Origin of the sequence: Castellaniella sp., assembly GCF_034675845.1 — a bacterium.
Classification (GTDB): domain Bacteria; phylum Pseudomonadota; class Gammaproteobacteria; order Burkholderiales; family Burkholderiaceae_B; genus Castellaniella.
Map to the genome: position 1 here is coordinate 2,009,947 of NZ_JAUCCU010000001.1, position 22,602 is coordinate 2,032,548.

Here is a 22,602-nt window from a genome sequence, read left to right on the forward strand (position 1 = left end):
TCACACCCCATAGCGCTTCAGCCCGTCCAGGTCCAGCACCTGGACGGCGCCGTATTCGATCTTCAGCAGTTCGGCTGCTTCTAGGGCGCGCAGGGCCTGGTTGGTGCGCTGGCGGGATATCCGGGCCAGATAGCCGATCTCTTCCTGGGTGATCTCCAGCCGGGGTGATTTACAGGGATAAAGCAGCGGATTGAAGAGCTCGGCCAGGCAGCGCGCAACGCGTGCCTCGGGGTCGAGCAAACGGTCGTGTTCGGCCTTGCCGATGAACTGCGAGACGCGCTCATTGAGCTGATTGAGCAAAAAACGATTGAACACGATGCTGTTGTCCAGCAGCCAATCAAAGGTTTCGCTGCGCAGCCGCGCAATGCAGCTGTCGCGTAGGGCGATGATGTCGTATTTGCGGGCCTCGCGCTTCAGCAGCGAGCCTTCGCCAATCCACCCACCGGGTGGCACGCCAGTGAGCGTGGCCATCTTGCCGTCTATATTGCTGACCGAGACTTTGACCAGGCCCTGGATGACGCCCATCCACGTGGAGGCCACGACCCCCTTGTGTTCGATGAGCGTGCCCGACTGTACATGCGCCAGCGTGGTGGCTTGCAATACCTGATCCTGTTGATCGGCATCCAGCAAGTCGAACCATGGAGCATGGGTTTGCAGCGCGTGAAGCAGATTCATGGGGAATTACCCTAGGTCAGACTGAAATGTCATCCGAATGTCGTATGTACGACAGTTGCCTTGGACGTTGCTCTGTACTGTTAAGGCTCAAGAAGCAAACAACATGCTACCGCATTGTCCTGAGTTACAGGGTTTAGCCCGCTAACAAGAGGGTAAAGAGGATGACAATATGTCGGCATTAGCTGCCCACGCAAACAAGGATGTCGTTTTGTCCTGCAGCCACATGAGCCGTTGGTTTGGCGGGCTGCAGGCAGTCAAGGATGTCTCCATTGAAGTCAGACGCGGCGAGATCCTGGGTCTGGTCGGGCCCAATGGCTCGGGCAAGACGACCACGGTGAATGCCATCACCGGGTTTTTCCCGCCCCAGGAAGGCCAGATTCTTTTCGGCGCCACGCAGCTCAATGGCATGCCACCGCACCGCATCGCTCAGCAGGGCATTGCCCGCACCTTCCAGAACGTCGCCTTGTTCAAGGGCATCAGTGTGTTGGACAACATTCTGATCGGGCGCCACAACTTCATGCATCCGGGCATCTTTTCCGCGATGTTTTATTGGTGGTGGGCGCGCAAGGAAGAAATCGCCAACCGCGACAAGGTCGAGGAAATCATTGACTTGCTGCAACTGGAAAGCGTGCGCGATGAAATGGTGGACGTGATTCCGTTGGGCACGCAAAAGCGTGTCGAGCTTGCCCGTGCCCTGGTCGCCGAGCCCAGCTTTTTGATTCTGGACGAGCCCATGGCCGGCATGAATCAAGAAGAAAAAGAATACATGGTGCGCTTCATCCTGGATGCACAGCAAGCCTTGGGCCTGAGCATCTTGCTGATCGAGCACCACATGGATGTGGTGACGGCAATCTGCGATCGCCTGGTGGTCTTGAACAACGGTGAAAAAATTTGCGAGGGCATACCCAAGGAAGCGATGAGCAATCCAGATGTCATCGCGGCATACATAGGCAAGGTCGGGGGGGAGCATGACTGAACAAAAAACGCTTGCGCCCGGCGCTGATTTGCACCCGAATTGGCAGACGGACGACCATTTGCTCGCCTTGTTGGCGGATAACGCAAAGCGGTTTCCGGACCGGGTGGCCCTGCGCGAATATGACCATGGCATCTGGCACGAGTACACCTGGCGTCAATATCTGGACGAAGTATTAAGTTTTGCCGCTGGCCTGGAAGCCCGTGGCGTCGGGCCGGGCGACATCGTGCTGATCGTGGGCGAGAATCGTCCCGCCCTGTATTTCAGCATGTTGGGGGCCATCGCCTTGCGTGCGATTCCGTCGCCGGCGTATCCGGACGTGCCGCCCGAGGACCTGATCGGCCAGATTCAGCGGGAATCCATCCGCCATGCAGTGGCCGAAGACCAAGAGCAAGTGGACAAGTTGCTGCATGCCGCCGAGGTCGCCAAGACCGAGTGGGCCTTGATTGTCTATGACGACGGGCGTGGCCTGGAAGACCAGGCGGGCCTGCAGGCCTACCTGACCCTGCAGGCCGAAGGGCGTGCGCGTCTGGCCGCAGAACCCGGCCTGGCGCAGGATTTGTGCACGCGCGCATCGGTGCATGATGTGGCGGCGCTGCTGCACTCATCAGGCACGACGGGGGCGCCCAAGGGGATTCCACTGAAGCACGGGCATGTCTTGCATGGGGTGCGCAATGCCGCCGCTGCGGGATATTTCCAGGAAGGCGAAGTCCACATGGCCTATCTGCCGATTGCCTGGGTGGGGGATTTCATTTTCTCGGTGGGGGCGGGCATTGCCTTGCGCTTCATCGTCAATATTCCTGAAACCCGCGAAACCGCACAGCGGGATTTGCGGGAAATCGCGCCCACTTTGTATTTTTGTTCGCCCCGGACCTGGTCCAGCATGCATACGCGCATTCAGGTGGGGATGGATGAGTCCTCGCCATTCAAGCGTCGCTTGTACCGGCACTTCATGCCGTACGCCATCGACCTTGAGCGCCGCCGCATGGGCGGTCATGTCCCGACCCTGGGACAGCGCCTGTGGCGCCGCCTCGGAGAGATACTGATTTACGGCCCCATCAAGGACCGTTTCGGTCTGTCACGCGTGGTCCGGCCCTATACCGCCGGCGAGGCCATTGGCGAGGAAATCTTTCTGTTTTTCCGTGGCTTGGGCCTGAATCTGCGCCAGTTTTATGGCCAGACGGAAAACTGCGCCCTGGCCGCCGCCCAGGCGCCCGACGAGGTCACCTTGCATACCGTGGGCCGCCCCTTCCCGGGGGTGGAACTGCGCGTGGACGAGCAGGGTGAAATCCTGATGCGCGCAGACAATGTATTCGACGGTTATTACCAGCAGCCAGAGGCCTCCGCCGAAGTCCTGCAGGATGGTTGGCTGCATACGGGCGATGCCGGTTTTCTGCAGGAAGACGGCCAGTTGGTGGTCTTGGGGCGGGTCTCCGAGGTCGTTCATACCCGCGCCGGAGAACGCTTCATCCCGACCTACATCGAAAACCGTCTGCAGTTCAGCCACTACATCCAGAATGTCTGCGTGCTGGGCCAGGGCCGTGATTGCCTGGTCGCCATTGTGTGCGTCGATTTTCGTGCGGTGGGGCATTGGGCCCAGGAAAACAATGTGCCCTACTCGTCCTATGCCGAGCTCTCCCAGCATCCGCGTGTTTATGACCTGATCCAGGAAGTCATTACCCATACTAGCCGGGTTCTGCCGCAGCCTCTGCATATACGACGGTTCGTGAATTTGCACAAGGAATTCGACGCAGACGATGGTGAGATCACCCGCACGCGCAAGCTGCGCCGCAAGGTCATCGACAAAAACTACAGCAAGATCATTGAGGCTTTGTATTCGGACGCGCATTCGGTGGAATTCGAGGCCTCCATCATGTACGAGACAGGCGATGTCGGCGTGCTCAAGCGCGAACTCAGCCTGCGCACCGTATCGGGTAGGGGGGAATAACGGTCATGTCTTACTTCTTCGAACTGCTAATCAATGGCTTTCTGACCGGCCTGATGTATGGCTTGGCTGCCCTGGGCTTTGTACTGATCTACAAGTCCTCCGGGGTGGTCAATCTGGCTCAGGGCGCAATGATCATGATCGCCGCCTACATCGTCTGGCTGTTGACGTCGTTTGGCCTGTCCGTGTGGCTGGCGATTCCTGGCGGCATCGTGCTGATGTTCTGCTTCGGCCTGTTCGCAGAGCGTTTCCTGCTGCGCAAGATGGTGGGCCAGCCCATCATCATGATCGTGATGCTGACCCTGGGTCTGGAAATCCTGCTGCGTGGCGTGGGGCCGGGCTTTCTGGGGGCGGCCCCCAAGCAAATCGATATCGGGATTCCCTTCACGCCCATTATTTTTGGCGATGTGTTCATCAACCGGACGTATCTGATCGGCGGGGCCGTGGCCTTGCTGCTGATCGGTGCTTCCCTGCTGTTCTTCCGCACGCGGCTGGGCACCAAGCTGCGGGCGGTGTCCGACGACCACGTCTCCAGTTGGTCCGTGGGGATTTCCGTAGAACGCGCCATTGGGATTTCCTGGGGGCTGGCCGGTTTGTCGGCGATTGCCGCCGGCGTGGTGTGGGGCTCGGTACAAGGGGTGGACTGGACTTTGTCCACGCTGCTGTTCCCTGCGATTGCCGTGGTGATTCTGGGCGGGCTGGACAGCGTTGTGGGGGTGCTGGTCGGTGGCCTGATCGTGGGTGTTCTGGGCAGTGTCATCCCTGGTTATCTGGATGAATTCGCCGGTGGAGGCACGCGCGACGTCGTGACTTCCATCCTTATTCTCGTCACTATCATGATTCGTCCGTACGGTATTTTCGGGCGCGAAGACATCGAAAGGGTATAGCCATGTTTTATCGCTTATCGGGCATTCATCACACGCGCTACGCCTCGGCCCGCCAATTGTGGCCCATCCCGGCGGATCGCTGGCAGGTGGCAATCCTGCTGGCGCTGGCGCTGGCGGCCCCGCTCTTGTTCAGCCATTTCGTCCTCATGAGCTATCTGCTGCCGTGGCTGATCTTCAGCGCGGCCGCCCTGTCGCTTACCTTGCTGATGGGGATTGCGGGCCAGTTGCATTTCGGCTTTGCCGCCGTCATGGCCATCGGGGCATATGCCAGCATTCACTTGACGCGCCTGGGGCTGCCTTTCGGTGCTGCCTTGGTGGGGGCGGGGTTGGCCTCGGCCGTGATCGGTACGATCTTCGGGGCGGCAGCCTTGCGGGTCAAGGGTTTGTATCTGGTGATGGCGACTCTGGCCATGCAGTATCTGGTGGACTGGGTGATTATCAATGTGCCCATCATCAGCGGCGGAGCGCAGGCCACCCTGCAGGCGCCTCATGTGGATTTTCTGTCCTTTTCCCTGCAAAGCGACGGTGCCCGCTATTACACGGTTTTGTTGTGGGTGGTGTTCGTGACCTTGCTGATCCTGAACATCAAGCGCTCCAGCATTGGGCGGGCACTGGTGGCAGTGCGCGACAAGGACTACGCCGCTGCAGTCATCGGGATCAATGTGGTGCGCTTCAAGCTCACGGCCTTTTTCGCCAGTTCCTTTTTGGGCGGGGTCACGGGCGCCATTCTTGCCTTTTGCTACTACCAGGCGGTTACACCAGAGCAATTCACCTTTGATGTATCGGTGCAACTGGTGGCCATGGTGCTGGTCGGGGGGTTGGGTAGTGTGTTGGGGGCATACCTGGGGGCGGGCTTTGTCTTGCTGATTCCCATTGGTTTGACCAATCTGATTGCCTGGCTAGGTGATTTGGGCCTGATCTCGGCCTCGACCAATCTGCTGGCCCATATTCCGCTCATGATTTACGGTGCCCTCATCATCGGCTTTCTGCTGCTCGAGCCGCTGGGGCTGGGCAAGATCTACGACAACACGCGTAAATATTTTCTGGTTTGGCCATTTCGCCATTCCGATCTATAGAAAGGGCTGCGTGCATGCCAGGCCTGACCGCCTGCGCAGGCATCGTGGACCCAGTCTATGTATTTCATGCCTGTAAAGGCCCATCTGGAAGGAGACCATTCATCATGCGATTCATCAAAAAACTTGCCGTGTGTGCCGCAGTCGGTGCCATATTGGGGGTTGGGCCGGTTGCAGCGGCTGATAAAGCACCCATTAAATTCGCCACGCCGCTGGATTTCACGGCTGTCTATACCTTTCTGACCGACGAGTACAGCCAGGGACAAAGGGATTACATCACGCTCGTCAACGAGCAAGGCGGCATTGACGGCCATCCCGTGGATCTGTCTGTGTCCGATACGGGAAATCAACCGCAGCGTGGGATCGAGGCGTACAACCGTGCCAAGCGTGACGGGGCGATCCTGGTGGATTTCCTGAGCACGCCGGTGGCGCGCGCCATGGTGGATCGGGCCAACGAGGATGGGGTCGTGATGATTACGGCCCTGCATGGTCGTGGGGATGCCAGCGATGGCGAAACCTTCCCGTTCGTGTTCCCCGCCATGGCCACGTATTGGTCTCAGGCAGCCACCCTGGTGGATTACATGCAGAAGGCGGAAGGCGGCCTGAAGGGCAAGAAAATCGCCCACGTCTATATTGATTCGCCGTTTGGCCGCGAGCCGATTCCCGTGCTGGAGGCCTTGTCCTCGGAACTGGATTTCACACTCAAGACCTTCCCTTATGCCAGCCCGGGGAATGAACAGTCCTCGACCTGGTCCGAGGTGCGCCGCTACAAGCCCGATTTTGTCATTATCTGGGGTGCCGGTGGCGGGCAGGCCGTATCGGTGCGTGATGCGATCCGCAATGGGCTGTCCCCAGAGCAGATTTATTCCGTGGTCTGGCTGGCGGAGGCCGATATGGACAAGGTGGGCCGGGATGTGGCCAAGGGGGTTCGGAAATTCCAGCCCACGGTGTCGGGCACTGATACGCCTGTGATCAAGGCCATCCAGGAAAAGGTCGTGGATGCCGGCAAGGGCGCGGGTCCCAAGGAAAGCGTGGGTCGCACTTACTACAACATCGGGGTGGCTACCATGGCAATCCCGGTCGAAGCCGCCCGCCTGGCCCTCAAGGAATTCGGCGAGCCGCTGACCAGCGACAAGCTGCGCAAGGGCTTTGAGCTCATCAAGGATTTTGATGCCCAAGGCCTGATGCCGCCGGTCACCTTCTCGGCGCAGGATCACCAGGGTGGCGGCCTGGGCCGCGTGGCCGAATGGGACGGCAATGGCTGGAAACCCCTGAATGACTGGCATGCGTCGTACCAGGATGTGGTCTGGAAAGAAATCCGCGAAGGCGCCAAGGACTACAAGGAGAATAAGAAATAATGCTTAGCCTGAGTAACGTCGAGGTCGTGTATGACAAGGTCTTCCTGGCCATACGCGGCGTGTCCCTGACAGTGGAGCCAGGCGGTATGGTGGCGCTGTTGGGGGCTAATGGGGCAGGCAAAAGCACCACGCTCAAGGCCATCAGTGGTTTGTTGGCCCCCGAGCGGGGGCTGGTGACCCGCGGCGAAATCAGCTTCCAGGGCCAGGATCTCCTGGCCCTGGGGGCCGCGCAGCGGGTGCGCTCCGGCGTGGTGCAGGTCATGGAAGGCCGACGCATTTTCGGGCATTTAACGCCGGATGATAATTTGCGCGCGGCCTTTCGGTCCGGGGGTTCGCGCAGCGAACTCAATCGCCTGCGTGAACAGGTGTATGCGTTTTTTCCGCGCCTGACGCAATTTGCACATACCAAGGCGGGCTATTTGTCCGGTGGTGAACAACAGATGCTGGCCATTGGCCGGGCGTTGATGACCGAACCCTCCTTGTTGATGCTGGACGAGCCCAGTCTGGGCTTGTCGCCGCGCCTGGTGCAGGAAATCTTTGCCATCATCCGGCATATCAATGTCGAAACCAAGACCAGTATTTTGCTGGTCGAACAAAACGCTACTGCGGCACTGGAGATCGTCGATCATGCCTATCTGATTGAAAACGGCCAGATCGTCATGAATGGCGAGGCTTCAGTGTTGCGTCAGAACCCTGACGTGAAGGAGTTCTATCTGGGCGGCAGCGGTCAGGTGGATTATCACAACGTCAAACATTACCGTCGGCGCAAGCGCTGGTTGGCTTAATCGGTAAAGGAACATCATGGACGCTTACTACGAAGCGCGCGAGACCCAGTCGGCGATGGCGCGCGAGCAGCAGCTGTTTTCTCGTCTGCCGGATTTTCTGGCTCAGGCGAGCCAGCAGGCATCGGGGCTGGCGCGGCGTCTGGCAGGCGTGGAGCTGGCTCAGTTGAACAGCCGTCAGGCGCTTGCGAAAATCCCTGTTTTACGCAAAAGCGCTTTGTTGCAGGCACAGCATGAAAGCCACGTGCTCGCAGATTCGGCGTTGCACCGTGACGAGCGTGATCGTGTTTTCGGCGGCTTTTCCTCTGTCGGTTGGGGGGCTGCACGCCGGGTTTTTGCATCCCCGGGGCCCATTTATGAACCCGAAGGCGCAGACCCTGATTATTGGGGCTTCGCCCGCGCCCTGTATGCGGCGGGCGCGCGCCCCGGCATGCTGGTGCACAACTGCTTTTCCTATCATTTCACGCCGGCGGGCGCCATGATGGAGACGGCTGCCCATGCGCTGGAGTGCACGGTGTTTCCGGGCGGGGTGGGGCAGACCGAACAACAGGTTCGCGCCATGGCTGATCTTGCCCCGCATATGTATGTGGGCACGCCCAGTTTTTTGCGCATCATCCTGGAAAAGGCGGATAGCATGGGGCTGAGTCTGCCTTCTTTGCGCTATGCCTTGTGTTCGGGCGAGGCATTTCCGCCCTCTTTGGTCGCCTGGCTTGGACAGCGCGGCATTACCGGCTATCAGGCTTACGGCAGCGCGGATCTGGGCTTGATTGCCTATGAAACCTCCGCCCGTGAAGGCTTGATCGCCAACGAAGACTTGATCCTGGAAATTGTGCGTCCGGGCACGGATCAGCCGGTGCCCGATGGCGAGGTCGGCGAAGTGGTGGTGACGCGCCTGAATCCCGCTTATCCCTTGTTGCGCTTTGGCACCGGGGACTTGTCGGCAGTCTTGCCGGGGATATCGCCTTGTGGGCGCACCAATGTGCGGATTCGGGGCTGGCTGGGACGCGCGGACCAGACCACCAAGGTGCGCGGCATGTTTGTCCACCCGGAACAAGTCGCTCGCGCGCTGGCTCAGCACCCCGAAGTCAGCCGTGCCCGGCTGGTAGTGTCGGGCGCAGCAGGCCAAGACATCATGACCTTGAAGGTCGAGGCCGCCACGGCGGTGGATACCGAAGCCCTGGCCACCACGGTGCGCGAACAGACCAAGCTGCGCGCCATCATCGAATTGGTATCGGCGGGCAGCCTGCCCAATGATGGCAAGGTCATCGAGGATGTGCGTTGTTACGACTAATGCATATGGGTTTTGGCTATATGGTTTGTGGGATTGCCTCAGTTATTATGTGGCAATCCATAAAGCACACAGAGGGGAGATATTCCATGCGTGGATTGAAAATAATGGCAGGCCTGGCAGTAACGCTGGGGGTTGCAGTGCCTGCGGCCCAGGCCGATACCCTGGCGGTAGTCAAGGACCGGGGTGCTTTGCAGTGCGGGGTGACCACGGGTTTTGCTGGATTCTCGGCACCTGACTCCAAGGGCGAATGGCAGGGCCTGGATGTGGACATGTGCCGCGCCGTGGCAGCCGCTGCGCTGGGGGATGCCTCCAAGGTCAAGATCGTCCCCCTGAATGCCCAGCAGCGCTTCACGGCCCTGCAGTCCGGCGAGATCGATCTGTTGGCGCGCAACACCACGGTGACGCAGTCGCGGGATACCTCGCTGGGGGCGATCCATGCCGGCATCAACTTCTACGATGGTCAGGGTTTCATGGTGCCTAAGTCCCTGGGGGTCAAATCCGCCCGCGACTTGAATGGCGCCACCGTCTGCATGCAGACCGGCACCTCCAACGAGCAGAACATGGCCGACTGGGCACGGGCGAACAACGTCAAGTACACCCCGGTCGTCATCGAGCAGTTCAACGAGGTGGTCAATGCCTTTTCGGCGGGCCGCTGCGATGTGTTCACCACCGATGCGTCCGGCCTGGCGTCCATCCGGATCTCCAAGCTCTCCAATCCCAATGATTATGTGATTCTGCCCGAGATCATCTCCAAAGAACCGCTGGGGCCGTTTGTGCGCCAGGGCGATGACGCCTGGTTGAATCTCGTCAAGTGGTCCCTCGAGGCCATGACGGGGGCCGAGGAACTGGGCATCACGTCCGACAACGTGGACGAACAGCTGAAAAGCACGAATCCCAATGTGCAGCGTCTGCTGGGCGTGACGGGCAGTGCGGGCAAGAACCTGGGTCTGGACGAGCAATGGGCCTACCGTATTGTTAAGCAGGTGGGCAATTATGGTCAGTCCTTCGAGCGCAATGTGGGGATGGGCAGCCCCTTGCAGATTCAACGTGGCCTGAATGCGTTGTGGACGGATGGCGGGCGCATCTATCCGCTGCCGATTCGCTGATCCAGCAAGCATCAGGGACGAAAAACAACCGGGTCAGGCATGTTGGTGCCTGACCCGGTTGTGTTGTGGGCCAGGCCTTCTGCCACCAGGCCCGTCGTTACTTAGGTAGTCTGATCAAGCGGGGGCTTTTTTCAAGGCCAGGGCGCGGCCGGCGCGGCTGGCGGTCGGGCGACCGATCTGCTGCGAAATCCAGGCGCCGATGTCAACCACGGCATCCAAATCCACCCCAGTGTGCAGGCCCTGGCCGTGCAGCAGATACAGCACGTCTTCGGTGGCGACATTGCCGGTGGCTCCTTTGGCGTAAGGGCAGCCCCCCAGGCCAGGCGACTGAGCTGTGAAAAATACGCACCCCGGATTCCAGCGCCGCCAGGATGTTGGCCAGTGCCTGGCCGTAGGTGTCGTGGAAGTGTCCTGATACCTGAGTCTGCAGCTTGGCGACTTTGCCCACGGCCTGCAGCACTTGCTGGACCTGGGCAGCGGTACCCACGCCAATGGTGTCGGCCACATCGAGTTCGTCGCAGCCCAGTCGCAACAGGCGTTCGGCCACGTCCACGACGGCAGCGACCGGGGTCTGGCCCTGATAGGGGCAGCCCAGGGCGCAGCTGATGCTGCCGCGCAGGCGCACACCGGCGTTCTTGGCGGCGGCGGCCACGGGCTCGAAGCGGGTGATGGATTCGTCGATGGAGCAGTTGATATTGCGCTGCGAAAAGGCTTCGCTGGCGGCGGCGAAGATCACGACTTCGTCGGCCTGGGCGGCCAGGGCGGCTTCCAGACCCCGCATATTGGGGGTCAGAGCCGAATAGATCGTGCCGGGCTGGCGCTGAATGCCCGCCATGACCTGGGAACCGTCGGCCATCTGGGGGACCCATTTCGGGGAGACGAAGGAGGCGGCTTCGATGTTGGGGAAACCGGCAGCGGTCAGGCGATTGATCAGTTCGATCTTGGTGGCGGTGTCAACGAATTGTTTTTCGTTCTGCAGCCCGTCGCGTGGGCCGACTTCGACGATTTTGATGTGCTCGGTCATGAGAATCCTGGGGTAATGTTTGCTACTTGATCATAGCGCGGTACCCCAGCGTCAAGGCAAGCGCTGGTAGCGGCCATCGGCCTGGCGCTCCAGTTGGCCGTTCAGCTCCAGCAGGGTCAGTTGCGTCATCAACTGTTGTACCGGCCAGCCGGTGCGTGCCTGCAGCGTATCCGCATCGGTGGGTTCGTATCCCAGTGCCTGCAGCAGCTGGGCGGCGACAGGGTCTGTCGGGCAGCTGTCCGTGACGGTGGTGGGCGAGGCGTCAGGCCGTAAGTGAGTGGGCCTGGGCCGCATGGCGGCGATGGGGTGGGCCATCGGCAATTGGCTTTGCTGCAGTTCTTCGACGATGTCCTGGGCGGATTCGACGAGCTTGGCCCCCTGGCGAATCAAGGCGTGGCAGCCGCGTGAGAGCGGCGAATGAATAGAGCCGGGGATGGCGAAGACCTCGCGTCCCAGTTCGCCCGCCAGCCGGGCGGTGATCAGAGAGCCGCTGCGGGCGGCGGCCTCGACCACCAGAATGCCTTGGCTCAGGGCCGCCACGATACGGTTGCGTTGGGGGAAATGATAGGGCAGGCCCTGCGTGCCCAGGGGGAATTCCGACAGCATCAGGCCGTGCTCGACCAGACGATGGGCCAGGGCGCGATGCACGGATGGATAGACGCGGTCGATGCCGGTGCCCAGGATGGCGATGGTGCCTCCGCCCGCAGGCCCGGCATCCAGTGCACCGGCATGGGCGGCGCCATCGATACCGCTGGCCAGGCCGCTGACCACGCACCAGCCTTGGGCAGCCAGATATTGAGCAAAATCGCGGGCATTACGACTGCCTTCGGGGGTGGCGCTACGGGCTCCCACGATGCCCAGCATGGGACGGTTCAGGGTATCTAGCTGACCGTGGGCAAACAGCACGGGCGGCGGGTCGTTCAGTTGGAACAAGGCCTGGGGGTAGGCTGGGTCGGCCAAGGTCAGCAGGTGATGCCGGGGTTGGTCCAGCCAGTGCAGGGTGTGATCGATCGCCTCTTGTGTGGCGGCATCCGGGGCCTGGCGCAGGCGGGCGGCCAGCGTGCCATCCAGGTACTTGGCCAACTGGCTGGTGGTGGCCTGACAGATGTTTTGTGGCAGGCCGAATACGGACAATAGCAGCCGGATGCGGGCTGCTCCGAGTTCGGGTTCCAGGCTCAGGCGTATCCAGGCCCGTTGTTCTGTCTCGTCGATAGTGGGTGACATGGAGGCAGTGTGCCATGGTTTTCAGCAGGGCTGATCAACGGTGTGATGATTGTGTCGCGACAGCTGCTTTATCATAGAGCTTTACGTATCGTTCAATCAGGCATTCATCATGGCTTTGCTTCCCATCCTCAAATACCCGGACCCCCGGCTGCACAAGGTCGCTGCGCCGGTGCAACAGGTGGATGATCGTATCCGGCAACTGGTGCGCGACATGGCCGAGACCATGTATGCCGCCCCTGGCGTTGGCCTGGCAGCCACTCAGGTCGATGTGCACGAGCGGATCGTCGTCATTGACGTCTCCGAGAACGGCAACGATCTGCACGTGCTGATCAATCCGGAAATCACCTGGAAAAGCGACGAGCAACAGGTTTACGAAGAAGGTTGCCTGTCGGTCCCCGGGGTGTACGACGAGGTCCAGCGATCGGCTCGCATCCATGTGCGCGCCCTGAACGAGCAGGGTGAATCTTACGAATTCGACGCCGAGGGCCTGCTGGCGGTGTGTGTGCAGCACGAGCTTGATCACTTGCTGGGCAAGGTCTTTGTCGAATATCTCTCCGTCCTGAAACAAAACCGGATTCGCACGCGGCTGCGCAAGCAACAGCGCGAGGCCGAACGCGAAGCAGCAGAGGACTGATTGCATGCGGATTGTTTTTGCCGGTACGCCGGAATTCGCACGTCAGGCCCTGCAGGCAATTCTGCAGGCGGGCCATCAGGTGGTGGGGGTGTTGACCCAGCCGGATCGTCCTTCGGGACGCGGCATGAAGCTGCAGTCCAGCCCGGTCAAGCAGCTGGCGCTGGACGCAGGCATCCCGGTGCTGCAGCCACGCAGCCTGCGCCTGGATGGCCGATATCCCGATGAGGCCCGGACTGCGCACGATGCCTTGCAGGCCATGGCGCCGGATGTCATGGTGGTGGCAGCCTATGGGCTGATTCTGCCCCAATGGGTGCTGGACCTGCCTGTGCATGGCTGTTTGAATATTCATGCCAGCCTGTTGCCGCGCTGGCGAGGGGCAGCCCCTATCCAGCGGGCGATCGAATCCGGCGATGTAGTCACTGGCATCACCATCATGCAGATGGACGCGGGCCTGGACACCGGCGCCATGTTGTTGCGGGTGGAAATCCCGATTGGCCCGGAGGATACGGCGGCCAGTCTGCACGATGGTTTGGCGCAGGCGGGGGCGCAGGCGGTGCTGCAAGTGTTGGGGCAGTTGGATGCACAAGCCACCCTGCAGGCAGTCCCTCAGCCCTTGGATGGCATCACCTACGCTGAGAAATTACAGAAATCCGAATCGTCGCTGGATTTTTCCCAGCCTGCGGCAGTGCTGGCGCGTCGTATCCGGGCTTTTGATCCGTTTCCCGGCACGACGATGATCCTGCCGGGGCTGGATCAGCCGGTCAAGGTCTGGTCGGCCCAGGCTTGGTCCTGGGATGATTGGTCCGGGCAGGTGGGTTCTGCCACCGCCATGGATCGGGCAGCCGCGCCCGGCACGATTTTGCGGATGGGACCTGCGGAGATTGATATTGCAACGGCAGACGGTGTCTTGCGGCTGACGTCACTGCAGCGTGCTGGCAGCCGCCGCCAGCCTGTGGATGTGTTTCTGCAGGCATATTCTAAGAAAACCTGAGTTCAATTGGCACAGGTCATGGTTCAAGTCGCAGGTCGGCCAACAGGAAATATTTGCCTTGTATTAGGGTTTCTATAATAAAGTCAAGTTAATCTGAAAAACACGCGTAAGCCGCTGTTTTCCCGTCTTGCCGAGACTTTGCGCGTGCCAGCGGTCCGCTACACCTATGGAGCGCCTGCGCTCGCTCGCTGAATCTCAGCCAGCCTGGGTACGGCAAAAGGGCCGACGTCTGAACACGTCGGCCCTTTTGGTTTTCGCAGGCTTGCTGCTATACGCCCCACCAGCGCAAAGTGCCCGACAGGTGGTCACGGACAGCCCGCATGGCCTCGTCGGCCTGACCATCCAGGACGGCATCGATGATGTTCAGATGTTCGTCCATGGCCGGGATGATGCGCTCGGGCAACAGGCGCCGCGAGCGCTGCAGCACGATGATGCGATCAAGGTTGCTCGCATACGCATCCAGCGCCAGGGGATTATCCAGTGCGTGCGCCAGTGACTGGTGCAACTGCCAGTCGATTTCGATGGCGCGGTGCTGGAGCGCCGGTGTGATTTCTTTGCTTGCCTGTTGGCGGACATCCAGGTGCTCTTGGCGTAATGCGGTCAGGCTATCGACCTGTCGGCGTGTGGCCAGTAGACGCGCGCCTTCCTGGTCGAACAGATAGCGCAGATTGAAGCAAGCCAGCACGGTCTGCGGGGTGGGTTCGATCACCAGCAGGCCGCGGCGCGGCAAAATCTGCATCAGCCCGACGGATTCCGCATGCTTGGCGGCTTCGCGTACAGGTGCCAGCGGCAAGCCGGTGGCTTCGACCAGTTCGGCCACCGAGACTAGCTGACCTGCCCGGACGCTGCCATCCAGCAAGAGATTCCGAATCGCCTGGAAGGCTTGGTCGGCAAGCAAGACGTTGGTCATTCAGGCCTGCCCGCTTGCCGTTGATGCTGTGGATTGATTACCTTCCAGCAAGGCTTCGTCGGCATCGCCCTGGTCGCTGTCGCGCAGGTCGACGATGACACGGCCATCCAGCACATCGTGAGCACGTTTATAGTCCACATCGCCTTCCCAGGCGCCGATGACGATGGTGCCTACGCAATTGCCAATCATATTGGTCAGGGCGCGTGCCATGCCCATGAACCAGTCCACTGACAGCACCAATACCAGGCCGATGGCAGGAATATCGGGAATTACGCTGAGGGTGGCTGCCAGGATCACAATCGCTGAGCCCGGCACGCCGTGTGCCCCTTTGGAGGTCAGCAGCGATACCCCGAGAATGAGCAGCAGATGGGAGAATTCCAGTGGCGTATCTGTAGCCTGGGCGATAAAGACGGCTGCCAGTGTCAGATAGATCGAGAAGCCATCCAGATTGAATGAATAGCCAGTCGGCACTACCAGGCCTACGGTGGAGCTGCGGATGCCCATGAGTTCCAGTTTGCGCATGATCTGCGGCAGGACGGCATCAGACGATGCGGTTCCCAGTACGACCAACAGTTCTTCTCGCAGATATTTCAGCAGCTTGAAGACATTGAATCCGGCCAGGCGCAGAATGATCCCCAGAACCCCCAGCACGAAGATCACGCAAGTCACATAGAAAAGCACGACCAGCAGGCCCAGCGAGCCCAGTGTGCCCACGCCGTACTTGCCGACGGTGAAGGCGATGGCGCCCAACACCCCCAGTGGGGCCAGCTTGACGATGAAGCCGATGATCTTGAAGAACACATGCGACAGGCTGTCGACCAGGCCGACAATGGGTTTGCCGCGCTCGCCCAAGAGGGCCACGGCCACCCCGAACAGGATGGAGATCAACAGCACCTGCAGGATGTCACCCGAGGCAAAGGCCCCGATAAAGGTGTTCGGGATGACGCGCATCAGGAAGTCGATCGTATTGGTGGCGCCTTCCACGCGTGAGGTGTAGGCGGACAGGGCGCTGGGATCCAGTGTGCCGGGGTCGACGTGCATGCCGTGTCCCGGCGTAAAGAGATAGGCCAGCGCAATCCCCAGCGCCAGGGCAAAAGTGGTGACGACTTCGAAGTACACCAGCGCCTTGACCCCGACGCGTCCCACTTTGCGGATATCGCTGGTGCCACAGATGCCGTGCACGATGACGCAGAACACCAGCGGTGCAATCAGCATCTTGATCAGCTTGATGAAGCCATCGCCGAAGGGCTTCAGGGAGACCGCAAAGTCGGGCCAGACCACCCCGACCAGGACGCCCAGGATCAGGGCGATCACGACCTGTCCAAATAGACTTTTACAGAAATTTTTCATTGCTCAGCCTTTGGTTTCGTTTGTGTGTTGATTCAAACAACTACGAATGTCAGCCGTTATGTCTTGATAAATTTAATCTGACATTTCAGAAGCCATATAAGGAGAATATTATCCTGGGGCTTGACATATTTATAGCTAGGGAAAACACGGAAAGAATCCATCCCTGGCAAAGGGCTGGGATGGTGAAAATGGACGCAAGATGCATGCCGACACGTCAAGGTCGGGGAGATGCATCAGCGGTTTGGGGGGGGGAGAAGGACGGGGGAGGCTGGGCGGTGGCGGCTGCAAGCGGGTATTCAGACCGCTGAGGATTTTTTCCTGGAGGTATCGATGCCGAGCTGCTTGAGTTTGCGGTATAAGTGGGTGCGTTCCAGGCCCGTGCGTTCGGAGACCCGGGTCATGCTGTGGTTCTCGTGCAGCAGATGGTATTCGAAATAAATGCGTTCGAATTCGTCGCGGGCCTCGCGCAGGGGCTGGTTCAGTGAAATCGAGCCCAGATGGGAATCATCGATGACTGGCGCCGCGACCGGGATGTTGGGGTGTTGGACCGCCGCGCCTGCTAGTGCGGGTGCTTGGGTAAAGACCGGATCGGGCATGATCGGGCGTTCGGTGCGGCTGCGCATCGAGGCCGGAATGACTGGGCGCGCCAACCCGGAGGCCACGGCTTTCAGGAGTTTTTGGAGCGTAATGGGTTTTTCGAGAAAATCCACTGCGCCGATGCGGGTGGCCTCGACGGCAGTATCCACGGTGGCATGGCCGCTCATCATGATCACCGGCATATTCAGCAGGCCCTGGCTGGACCATTCTTTTAGCAGGCTGACCCCATCGATATCCGGCATCCAGATATCCAGCAGGACCAGGTCTGGCCGTTGGCGCAGACGATAGTCGCGAGCCTGGGCGGCGTTTTCGGCGAGTTCAACCGAATGACCCTCGTCGTAGAGGATTTCGGATAAGAGTTCGCGAATGCCAATTTCATCGTCGACCACCAGAATACGGGCCATATCACCTCTCGTGTTGATTATGCGTATTATCCTGTGCCTGAGCCGTTGCGTCCAGCCGAACGGCAGAGTCCGCCAGAAGGGAGAACAGGATGGAGATGCGCGCACCCCCTTCTGTGCGGTTGGAAATATCGACTTGGGCGCCGTGTTCCTCGGCAATTTTCTTCACAATCGCCAGGCCCAGGCCCGTGCCGGTCGCCTTGGTCGTGACGTAGGGCTCAAAGACCCGGTGCAGCACTTCGGGGGCAAAGCCAGGGCCGTTGTCCGAGACCGTCAAGCAGACTTGGGCATGCGCTGCCGGGCCTTCGGCGGGGATCAGCCGGGTTTGCACGCGGACTTCGGCGGTGCCTGGGGCCGCGTGGGCGCTGGCCGCATCGCGTGCATTGGCCAATAGGTTGTGGATGACCTGGCGCAATTGCGCCGGGTCGCCTTGTATGTCGGGCAGGGTCTGGGCCAGTCTGGCATCGATCCGCAGGCCGGTCTGCCGCCGCCCGTGTTCGGCATCGTGCGGGTCCCAGCCGTATAGGCTAAGCACATCGGCCAGCAGTGCATTCAAGGAGATATCCTGCATTTGCGCTGGCGGCGTTCGGGCGTATTCGCGGAAATCATCCACCATGCGCTTCAGGGAGCCAACCTGATTGACAATGGTTTGGGTGGCGCGCTGCAGCATGGCTGCGTCGTCCGCATCAAGGCTGTTCGCCAGTTTCATGGCCAAGCGTTCGGCGGAAAGCTGAATCGGGGTCAGGGGATTCTTGATTTCGTGGGCCAGCCGCCGGGCGACCTCGCCCCAGGCCACGGTGCGGCTGGCGGAGATCACCTCGCTGATATCGTCGAACACGACCAGATAGGCGGTTTCGTGGTCCTCCATGACCAGGCGGGTGCCGCGTGCCAGCAAGGTAATAACGTGTTTTTTGCGCTCGTTGTCGCTGGCTTGCTGCAGCTCGATTTCGAATTGCTGCTGCCAGTAGGGCCGTGTGGATTCGACCGCGTTATAGGTGGCAAAGGCTTGCCGGATCAGGGTGGACAAGGCCAGCGTGCCTTCGACGGTTTCCAGCGGGCGGCCCTGACAGGTGCGCAAGTCCAGGTGCAAGATCGCCTGCGCCCCGTGGTTGAACAGCGTCAGCCGGAAGGCGTCGTCGAATACCAGCACACCGGATGACAGATTGCTCAGGACTGTTTCCAGGTAGAGATTGCTTTGTTCCAACTGGTGGCGATGGCGGTCAACCATCCGGCGCGCCTCGTCCAGCTGGCGCGTCATGGCATTGAAAGATCGTGTCAGTTGGCCGACCTCGTCGCGGGCAGGCGGTTCGGGCAGGGGACGGTAGTCGCCTACCCCGACGGCCTGTGTGCCCGATGCCAGGGTCAACAGGGGATGCACCAGCCGCCTGGATACCGCCAATGCGGCCACCACGGCGGCGAACATGGCCAGGATCAGGGCCAGGGTCAGCGTGATGCCATAGAGTTTACGCAGACCCAAGCGCGATAGGGCGAGTTCTTGATAATCCTGAAAGCCCTGCTGGACCTGGTTGGCATTGTGGGCAATGCTTTCGGGGACGGCCTGGATGACTTGCAGCCACCGGCTGTCGCTGCCCAGCCCCATGGGAGTGCCCAGACGATCTGCGGTGGAGCCCAGAGGGACGACGATGCGCAAATGCAAGCCCCCACTGACGGGACCGCTGGCCGATGGGATATTGGCTTCGGCAGCGGCATAACCCTGGGCAACCCGCAGTTGGTTCATCACGCTGTTGGGCGGGAGGTCCGGCAGTAATTGACCAAAATTCGATGAGGAAAAGGCCACCAGACGGCCATTGCCGGTGAATACCATGGCCTCGTCGATGCTGTTTGATTCTCGCAGCGAGGTGATCAGCAGGGTGGTTTCCGCATCGTTGACGTTATTCAGGCGCAGCGCCATGCTGTGCGCGCGTCCATTGAGTTCGGACAGCTGGGCATCCAGTGCCGCCCGCCCCAGGTTCAGGCCGGCTTCCAGGGCGCTGTCCACCCGTACATTGAACCAGGACTCGATGGAGCGGGACATGAACTGCACGGACAGCACATAGATGATGATGCCCGGCAAGACGCCGATCAGGGTGAAATACAAGGTGAATCGTGCCGTCAGCCTGGCGCCGAACTGGCGTCGCCGCACCTGGCGAACCAGGCGGATGACCAGCAGGGCGACCCAGGACATCAGGGCGATGGCCAAAATGCCATTGAGCAGCAGCAATAAATCGTATTGCTGGGCATAGCGCGAGGCATTGCCCGTCGACCATACCAGTAGTCCCAGCAGGGCCAGGGCGCTGACGGCGGCCACCAGCAGAGCGATGCGCAAGGTCCAGCGGATCAGTCGCGGAGTGTGTCGGCGGAAACGGTGAAAGTGAAATTTTTCCATGGCGTGGTGAGTGACCAGGCATTGCTGTTGAGAGCATCCACCTGGAATGGCCGGGCTAGACGGGCCGTGTCCAGACGCAGGCGCAATAAGCCCTGGTAGTCGACGTCAGGCTTGAATTGGCTGATGGGGCCGACGCGCCAGTCGCGGATATGGCGCACCAGGTTCAGGGCTTCGTCCAGGGTCGTGGCGGGCAGGGACAGCTCATCCAGGGTGACGCGCCACTGGCGGGTGAGGGCATTGAATTGAATGCGCCAGGTCTGGCCGGTGGTGACCAGGGCCTTATCGAACCACCACCAGCGGGGTTCTCGAATTTCCAGGTCTACGGTGAAATACAGGGGCACCCCCTTTTGGGCGGCATTGCGCAGCTCGCCGCTAAGGGTGAAATCAATGTCGGCCTCGATGACCAACTGGCCCGCCTCGATTGTGGGCGCGATGCGGCTGACCTGGCTTTCTTGGGCATAGGCGGCAGGCAGCAGGTGAAACAGAAAAAGAATCAGGGCAAACAGTAGGCGAGGCATGCGCAAGTCTGGATAGACAATGGATGGCAGTATTGTTGATGACCCTGTCTCCCAGTGCAAGTCGGGGGGGCTTGCGGGGGTGCGGAGCGTGCGCCGGGGCTCATGTGGTTTCAGGCCTTTTGCAAGAGCGCATAGAAAAACCCGTCGCCCTGGTCCGGGCCGCCGGGCAAGATCTGGCCGGGCGCAGCCAGGCGCAAGGCATCGGGGTGGCGCTGCAGGAATGCCTGGATCTGGCGCTCGCCTTCTTGGGGGAAAATCGAGCAGGTGGCATAGAGCAGATGGCCGCCGGGTGCCAGCAAGGGCCACAGCGCATCCACGATCCGGGCTTGCAGGGCGGCGGTGCGGGCAACATCGGGGGCGCGGCGCAGCCAGCGTATATCCGGGTGGCGCCGTACCACGCCGGAGGCCGTGCAGGGAACGTCGGCCAAAATTGCATCAAAAGGCTGTCCATCCCACCAGTCGGCGGCTTGGGCGGCGTCGGCGCATGCCAGCCGCACGGTGTCGGCGTTCAGTTGCAGGCGCTGCAGGTTGTCGGCCACGCGCGTCAGGCGACTTTCATCACTGTCCAGCGCGGTCAGGCGCAATGCGTGACGCTCCAGCAGATGGGCGGTTTTGCCCCCTGGGGCGGCGCAGGCGTCCAACACGCGCATGCCGTCGCGCACTGGCAGTAGCTCGCCGGCCCGCTGGGCGGATGCGTCCTGTACCGACCACCAGCCCTGGTCAAAGCCAGGGATGGCTCGCACGGGATAAGGGCGATCCAACACCAGCCCTGCGTCGGCGACTGGCTGGGCCGCGATGCCTGCCTGCCGCAGTTGCGTCATCAGCGCGTCGCGCGATAGCTGGCGCGTATTGGTGCGCAGCGTCATCGGAGGAGCTTGATCGGATGCCTGGAGGATGGCTTGCCAGTGCTGCGGCCAGGCGTCCCGCAGGGCGGATACCCACCAGTCAGGGTGATTCCATTGGGCCAGTGGCTGACCGAGAATCTGGGGTAGCAGCGTACTGCGTTCGCGGCTGTAGCGGCGCAGGACGGCATTGATCAGGGATTTGGCTGGCCTGACCTTGCGATGGGATTGCGCCGCCTGCACGATTTGGTGGACCAGTGTGTGTTCGGTGTAAATGGGCGTGTTTTGCGGCAGCACGTCCCCGTCGGCCTGACGCAAACAGGCCTCCAGCAAGCTGAGGCCTAACAACAGCAGGGCCTCAGTCAGGCGATCCGGCGGGCGGCGAGGGGCCAGAATGGCCCGCGCCGTCTGGGCAAAGCCCAATTGACGCATGGCATGAAAAGCCAGGGCCTGAGCGGCTGGCCGCAGAGCAGCCGGGGTCTGGTCCAGGGTGTCGGACAAGGAGCGTCCGGCCATCACGCCCTGGATGGCCTGGGCCGCAGCCAGCAGCTGTTCGGATAGTGGAATATCAGCGTGTGGCGGGGGGTCTATGTAGGCGGGTTTCAAGTGTTTTCGTCGGGTTTGCGCGGCACGACGCGGGGGGCTGGCTTGCCGTCCACCAGCGGCTGGGCGCGTTTGAAGACAGTGACGGGAAGGTCGCCGAATACTCCGCGGCGCGTCGCTACCCGCCAGGCATGGCCGTAGGCGACCTCCAGGCTGAGGTGGATGGTGCCGTCCGCATGGCGGCGGCGCTCCAGCGCCTGGATCAGGCGGTTGCGCCAGGCGCGGCCTGCCAGGCCGGTGCGTCGCTGAGTATGCGGATTGCCGCCCAGCGCCTGCACGTCATCCAGCAGCTTTTCGGCGGTTTTATAGGTCAGGGTGATGACTTCCTGGTCCATGACCGGATCGGCGAAGCCCACCTGCAGCATCAGGTCGCCGAAGTCGTGCATGTCCACGAATTCCATGGGCTGGGTATCCAGGCCTGCTTCGGCCACGGCGTCGCGCAGCTCGCGCAGCGATCCCGGCCCCAGGCTGGAGTACATGGCCAGGGCGTCGTTGCGCAGGATGCGACGCCATTCCTGCAGCACCAGATGGGGTTCCGGATGCCAGTGCAAGGCCAGGTTGGACCACACCAGGTCCAGGCTCTCGTCGGGCAGGCCGGAATCGGCCATATCGGTCTGTAGGAATTCGGGCTGTGGGGTGGGCTTGTTGCGCAATCGGTGCCAGAAGCCAGGCTTGCTGAGGTAGCGGGCACGGGCCGTGTCCAGCAGGGCGGCGCAATGGTCCTGGCCGATGTAGTGCAGGTCGGGGTATTGCGCGCGCAAAGGGTCCAGGGCGTGGGCCGCTCCACAGCCCGCATCCAGGATGTCCTGCGGTTTGATGCGGATGTAACTGAGGCGGCGCAGCATGCGCTGGGCGATTTCACCGAACAGGAACTGAGGAGCGTCCAGGGGCGCGCGCCGGGCGAATTGGCGTGATACGGCCTTGGGGTCGATGGGCAGGCGGGGAAGCTGTGACATAAAGGATCAGGACGGCGACTGTCGCGACCGTATCCATGCTGAGATAGGACCGGTGAGCGATGAGGAAGGTGACATT

The 22,602-nt window shown here is 61.0% G+C and carries 19 protein-coding genes and 1 pseudogene; 10 read left to right on the forward strand and 10 right to left on the reverse strand.

Annotated features, from left to right (window positions below):
* A complete protein-coding gene (locus VDP81_RS09725) occupies positions 1-675 on the reverse strand; it encodes a Crp/Fnr family transcriptional regulator (protein WP_323012172.1) in 675 nt (224 codons plus the stop codon).
* A 169-nt stretch (positions 676-844) separates the two neighbouring features.
* Between VDP81_RS09725 and VDP81_RS09730 the strand changes: the two genes are divergently transcribed.
* The 8 genes from VDP81_RS09730 (at position 845) to VDP81_RS09765 (ending at position 10,090) form a co-directional block, all read left to right on the forward strand.
* The gene (locus VDP81_RS09730) at positions 845-1,651 is read left to right on the forward strand and encodes an ABC transporter ATP-binding protein (RefSeq protein ID WP_322996130.1); all 807 of its coding nucleotides are present in this window, start codon (positions 845-847) and stop codon (positions 1,649-1,651) included.
* Complete coding sequence (locus tag VDP81_RS09735; protein WP_323012173.1) at positions 1,644-3,596, forward strand: AMP-dependent synthetase/ligase; 1,953 nt, start codon at positions 1,644-1,646, stop codon at positions 3,594-3,596. The genes VDP81_RS09730 and VDP81_RS09735 overlap by 8 nt, the downstream gene beginning before the upstream one ends.
* Positions 3,597-3,601: 5 nt before the next feature.
* Positions 3,602-4,480: a branched-chain amino acid ABC transporter permease gene (locus VDP81_RS09740; RefSeq protein WP_323012174.1), complete on the forward strand. Its 879-nt coding sequence runs from the start codon at positions 3,602-3,604 to the stop codon at positions 4,478-4,480.
* A gap of 2 nt (positions 4,481-4,482) precedes the next feature.
* On the forward strand, positions 4,483-5,556 hold the full coding sequence (locus VDP81_RS09745; RefSeq protein WP_323012175.1) for a branched-chain amino acid ABC transporter permease: 1,074 nt from the start codon (positions 4,483-4,485) through the stop codon (positions 5,554-5,556).
* Between the two features lie 104 nt (positions 5,557-5,660).
* Positions 5,661-6,911 carry an ABC transporter substrate-binding protein gene (locus VDP81_RS09750; protein WP_322996134.1) on the forward strand — a complete coding sequence of 417 codons (1,251 nt, stop codon included), beginning with the start codon at positions 5,661-5,663 and terminating at the stop codon, positions 6,909-6,911.
* Positions 6,911-7,696 (forward strand): ABC transporter ATP-binding protein, encoded by a 786-nt coding sequence (locus VDP81_RS09755; protein WP_322996135.1) that lies wholly within the window; start codon positions 6,911-6,913, stop codon positions 7,694-7,696. The genes VDP81_RS09750 and VDP81_RS09755 overlap by 1 nt, the downstream gene beginning before the upstream one ends.
* Before the next feature lie 16 nt (positions 7,697-7,712).
* Positions 7,713-8,984, forward strand: a complete 1,272-nt coding sequence (locus VDP81_RS09760; protein WP_323012176.1) for a phenylacetate--CoA ligase family protein — start codon at positions 7,713-7,715, stop codon at positions 8,982-8,984.
* Between the two features lie 86 nt (positions 8,985-9,070).
* Positions 9,071-10,090: an amino acid ABC transporter substrate-binding protein gene (locus VDP81_RS09765; RefSeq protein ID WP_416233227.1), complete on the forward strand. Its 1,020-nt coding sequence runs from the start codon at positions 9,071-9,073 to the stop codon at positions 10,088-10,090.
* 114 nt (positions 10,091-10,204) lie between these two features.
* On the opposite strand, the pseudogene VDP81_RS09770 reads toward VDP81_RS09765, so the two are convergent.
* Together VDP81_RS09770 and dprA are read right to left on the reverse strand one after the other, a co-directional pair.
* Positions 10,205-11,114, reverse strand: a pseudogene (locus VDP81_RS09770) (hydroxymethylglutaryl-CoA lyase).
* Between the two features lie 51 nt (positions 11,115-11,165).
* Positions 11,166-12,338: a DNA-processing protein DprA gene (dprA, locus tag VDP81_RS09775; RefSeq protein ID WP_323012177.1), complete on the reverse strand. Its 1,173-nt coding sequence runs from the start codon at positions 12,336-12,338 to the stop codon at positions 11,166-11,168.
* Between the two features lie 109 nt (positions 12,339-12,447).
* Between dprA and def the strand changes: the two genes are divergently transcribed.
* Together def and fmt are read left to right on the forward strand one after the other, a co-directional pair.
* Positions 12,448-12,972 carry a peptide deformylase gene (gene def, locus VDP81_RS09780; RefSeq protein ID WP_323012178.1) on the forward strand — a complete coding sequence of 175 codons (525 nt, stop codon included), beginning with the start codon at positions 12,448-12,450 and terminating at the stop codon, positions 12,970-12,972.
* Between the two features lie 4 nt (positions 12,973-12,976).
* Complete coding sequence (fmt, locus tag VDP81_RS09785) at positions 12,977-13,963, forward strand: methionyl-tRNA formyltransferase (RefSeq protein WP_323012179.1); 987 nt, start codon at positions 12,977-12,979, stop codon at positions 13,961-13,963.
* A 268-nt stretch (positions 13,964-14,231) separates the two neighbouring features.
* Here the strand turns inward: fmt and VDP81_RS09790 are convergent, their stop codons facing one another.
* The 7 genes from VDP81_RS09790 to VDP81_RS09820 form a co-directional block, all read right to left on the reverse strand.
* Entirely contained in the window at positions 14,232-14,873 is a 642-nt protein-coding gene (locus VDP81_RS09790; RefSeq protein WP_322996141.1) for a GntR family transcriptional regulator, read from the reverse strand.
* Positions 14,874-16,223 (reverse strand): C4-dicarboxylate transporter DctA, encoded by a 1,350-nt coding sequence (locus tag VDP81_RS09795; protein WP_323012180.1) that lies wholly within the window; start codon positions 16,221-16,223, stop codon positions 14,874-14,876.
* A gap of 296 nt (positions 16,224-16,519) precedes the next feature.
* Positions 16,520-17,224 carry a response regulator gene (locus VDP81_RS09800; RefSeq protein ID WP_322996142.1) on the reverse strand — a complete coding sequence of 235 codons (705 nt, stop codon included), beginning with the start codon at positions 17,222-17,224 and terminating at the stop codon, positions 16,520-16,522.
* 1 nt (position 17,225) lies between these two features.
* A complete protein-coding gene (locus VDP81_RS09805) occupies positions 17,226-19,559 on the reverse strand; it encodes a sensor histidine kinase (RefSeq protein ID WP_322996438.1) in 2,334 nt (777 codons plus the stop codon).
* Positions 19,559-20,125: a DUF4390 domain-containing protein gene (locus VDP81_RS09810; RefSeq protein WP_323012181.1), complete on the reverse strand. Its 567-nt coding sequence runs from the start codon at positions 20,123-20,125 to the stop codon at positions 19,559-19,561. The genes VDP81_RS09805 and VDP81_RS09810 overlap by 1 nt, the downstream gene beginning before the upstream one ends.
* A 110-nt stretch (positions 20,126-20,235) precedes the next feature.
* On the reverse strand, positions 20,236-21,573 hold the full coding sequence (rsmB, locus tag VDP81_RS09815; protein ID WP_323012182.1) for a 16S rRNA (cytosine(967)-C(5))-methyltransferase RsmB: 1,338 nt from the start codon (positions 21,571-21,573) through the stop codon (positions 20,236-20,238).
* On the reverse strand, positions 21,570-22,526 hold the full coding sequence (locus tag VDP81_RS09820; RefSeq protein ID WP_322996144.1) for a methyltransferase domain-containing protein: 957 nt from the start codon (positions 22,524-22,526) through the stop codon (positions 21,570-21,572). The genes rsmB and VDP81_RS09820 overlap by 4 nt, the downstream gene beginning before the upstream one ends.
* Between the last annotated feature and the right edge of the window lie 76 nt (positions 22,527-22,602).

Excerpts from the sequence above, each read along its gene's own strand:
- VDP81_RS09725 (WP_323012172.1), bottom strand. The coding sequence starts at position 675 with ATGAATCTGCTTCACGCGCTGCAAACCCATGCTCCATGGTTCGACTTG.
- VDP81_RS09730 (WP_322996130.1), top strand. The coding sequence starts at position 845 with ATGTCGGCATTAGCTGCCCACGCAAACAAGGATGTCGTTTTGTCCTGC.
- VDP81_RS09735 (WP_323012173.1), top strand. The coding sequence starts at position 1,644 with ATGACTGAACAAAAAACGCTTGCGCCCGGCGCTGATTTGCACCCGAAT.
- VDP81_RS09740 (WP_323012174.1), top strand. The coding sequence starts at position 3,602 with ATGTCTTACTTCTTCGAACTGCTAATCAATGGCTTTCTGACCGGCCTG.
- VDP81_RS09745 (WP_323012175.1), top strand. The coding sequence starts at position 4,483 with ATGTTTTATCGCTTATCGGGCATTCATCACACGCGCTACGCCTCGGCC.
- VDP81_RS09750 (WP_322996134.1), top strand. The coding sequence starts at position 5,661 with ATGCGATTCATCAAAAAACTTGCCGTGTGTGCCGCAGTCGGTGCCATA.
- VDP81_RS09755 (WP_322996135.1), top strand. The coding sequence starts at position 6,911 with ATGCTTAGCCTGAGTAACGTCGAGGTCGTGTATGACAAGGTCTTCCTG.
- VDP81_RS09760 (WP_323012176.1), top strand. The coding sequence starts at position 7,713 with ATGGACGCTTACTACGAAGCGCGCGAGACCCAGTCGGCGATGGCGCGC.
- VDP81_RS09765 (WP_416233227.1), top strand. The coding sequence starts at position 9,071 with ATGCGTGGATTGAAAATAATGGCAGGCCTGGCAGTAACGCTGGGGGTT.
- dprA (WP_323012177.1), bottom strand. The coding sequence starts at position 12,338 with ATGTCACCCACTATCGACGAGACAGAACAACGGGCCTGGATACGCCTG.
- def (WP_323012178.1), top strand. The coding sequence starts at position 12,448 with ATGGCTTTGCTTCCCATCCTCAAATACCCGGACCCCCGGCTGCACAAG.
- fmt (WP_323012179.1), top strand. The coding sequence starts at position 12,977 with ATGCGGATTGTTTTTGCCGGTACGCCGGAATTCGCACGTCAGGCCCTG.
- VDP81_RS09790 (WP_322996141.1), bottom strand. The coding sequence starts at position 14,873 with ATGACCAACGTCTTGCTTGCCGACCAAGCCTTCCAGGCGATTCGGAAT.
- VDP81_RS09795 (WP_323012180.1), bottom strand. The coding sequence starts at position 16,223 with ATGAAAAATTTCTGTAAAAGTCTATTTGGACAGGTCGTGATCGCCCTG.
- VDP81_RS09800 (WP_322996142.1), bottom strand. The coding sequence starts at position 17,224 with ATGGCCCGTATTCTGGTGGTCGACGATGAAATTGGCATTCGCGAACTC.
- VDP81_RS09810 (WP_323012181.1), bottom strand. The coding sequence starts at position 20,125 with ATGCCTCGCCTACTGTTTGCCCTGATTCTTTTTCTGTTTCACCTGCTG.
- VDP81_RS09820 (WP_322996144.1), bottom strand. The coding sequence starts at position 22,526 with ATGTCACAGCTTCCCCGCCTGCCCATCGACCCCAAGGCCGTATCACGC.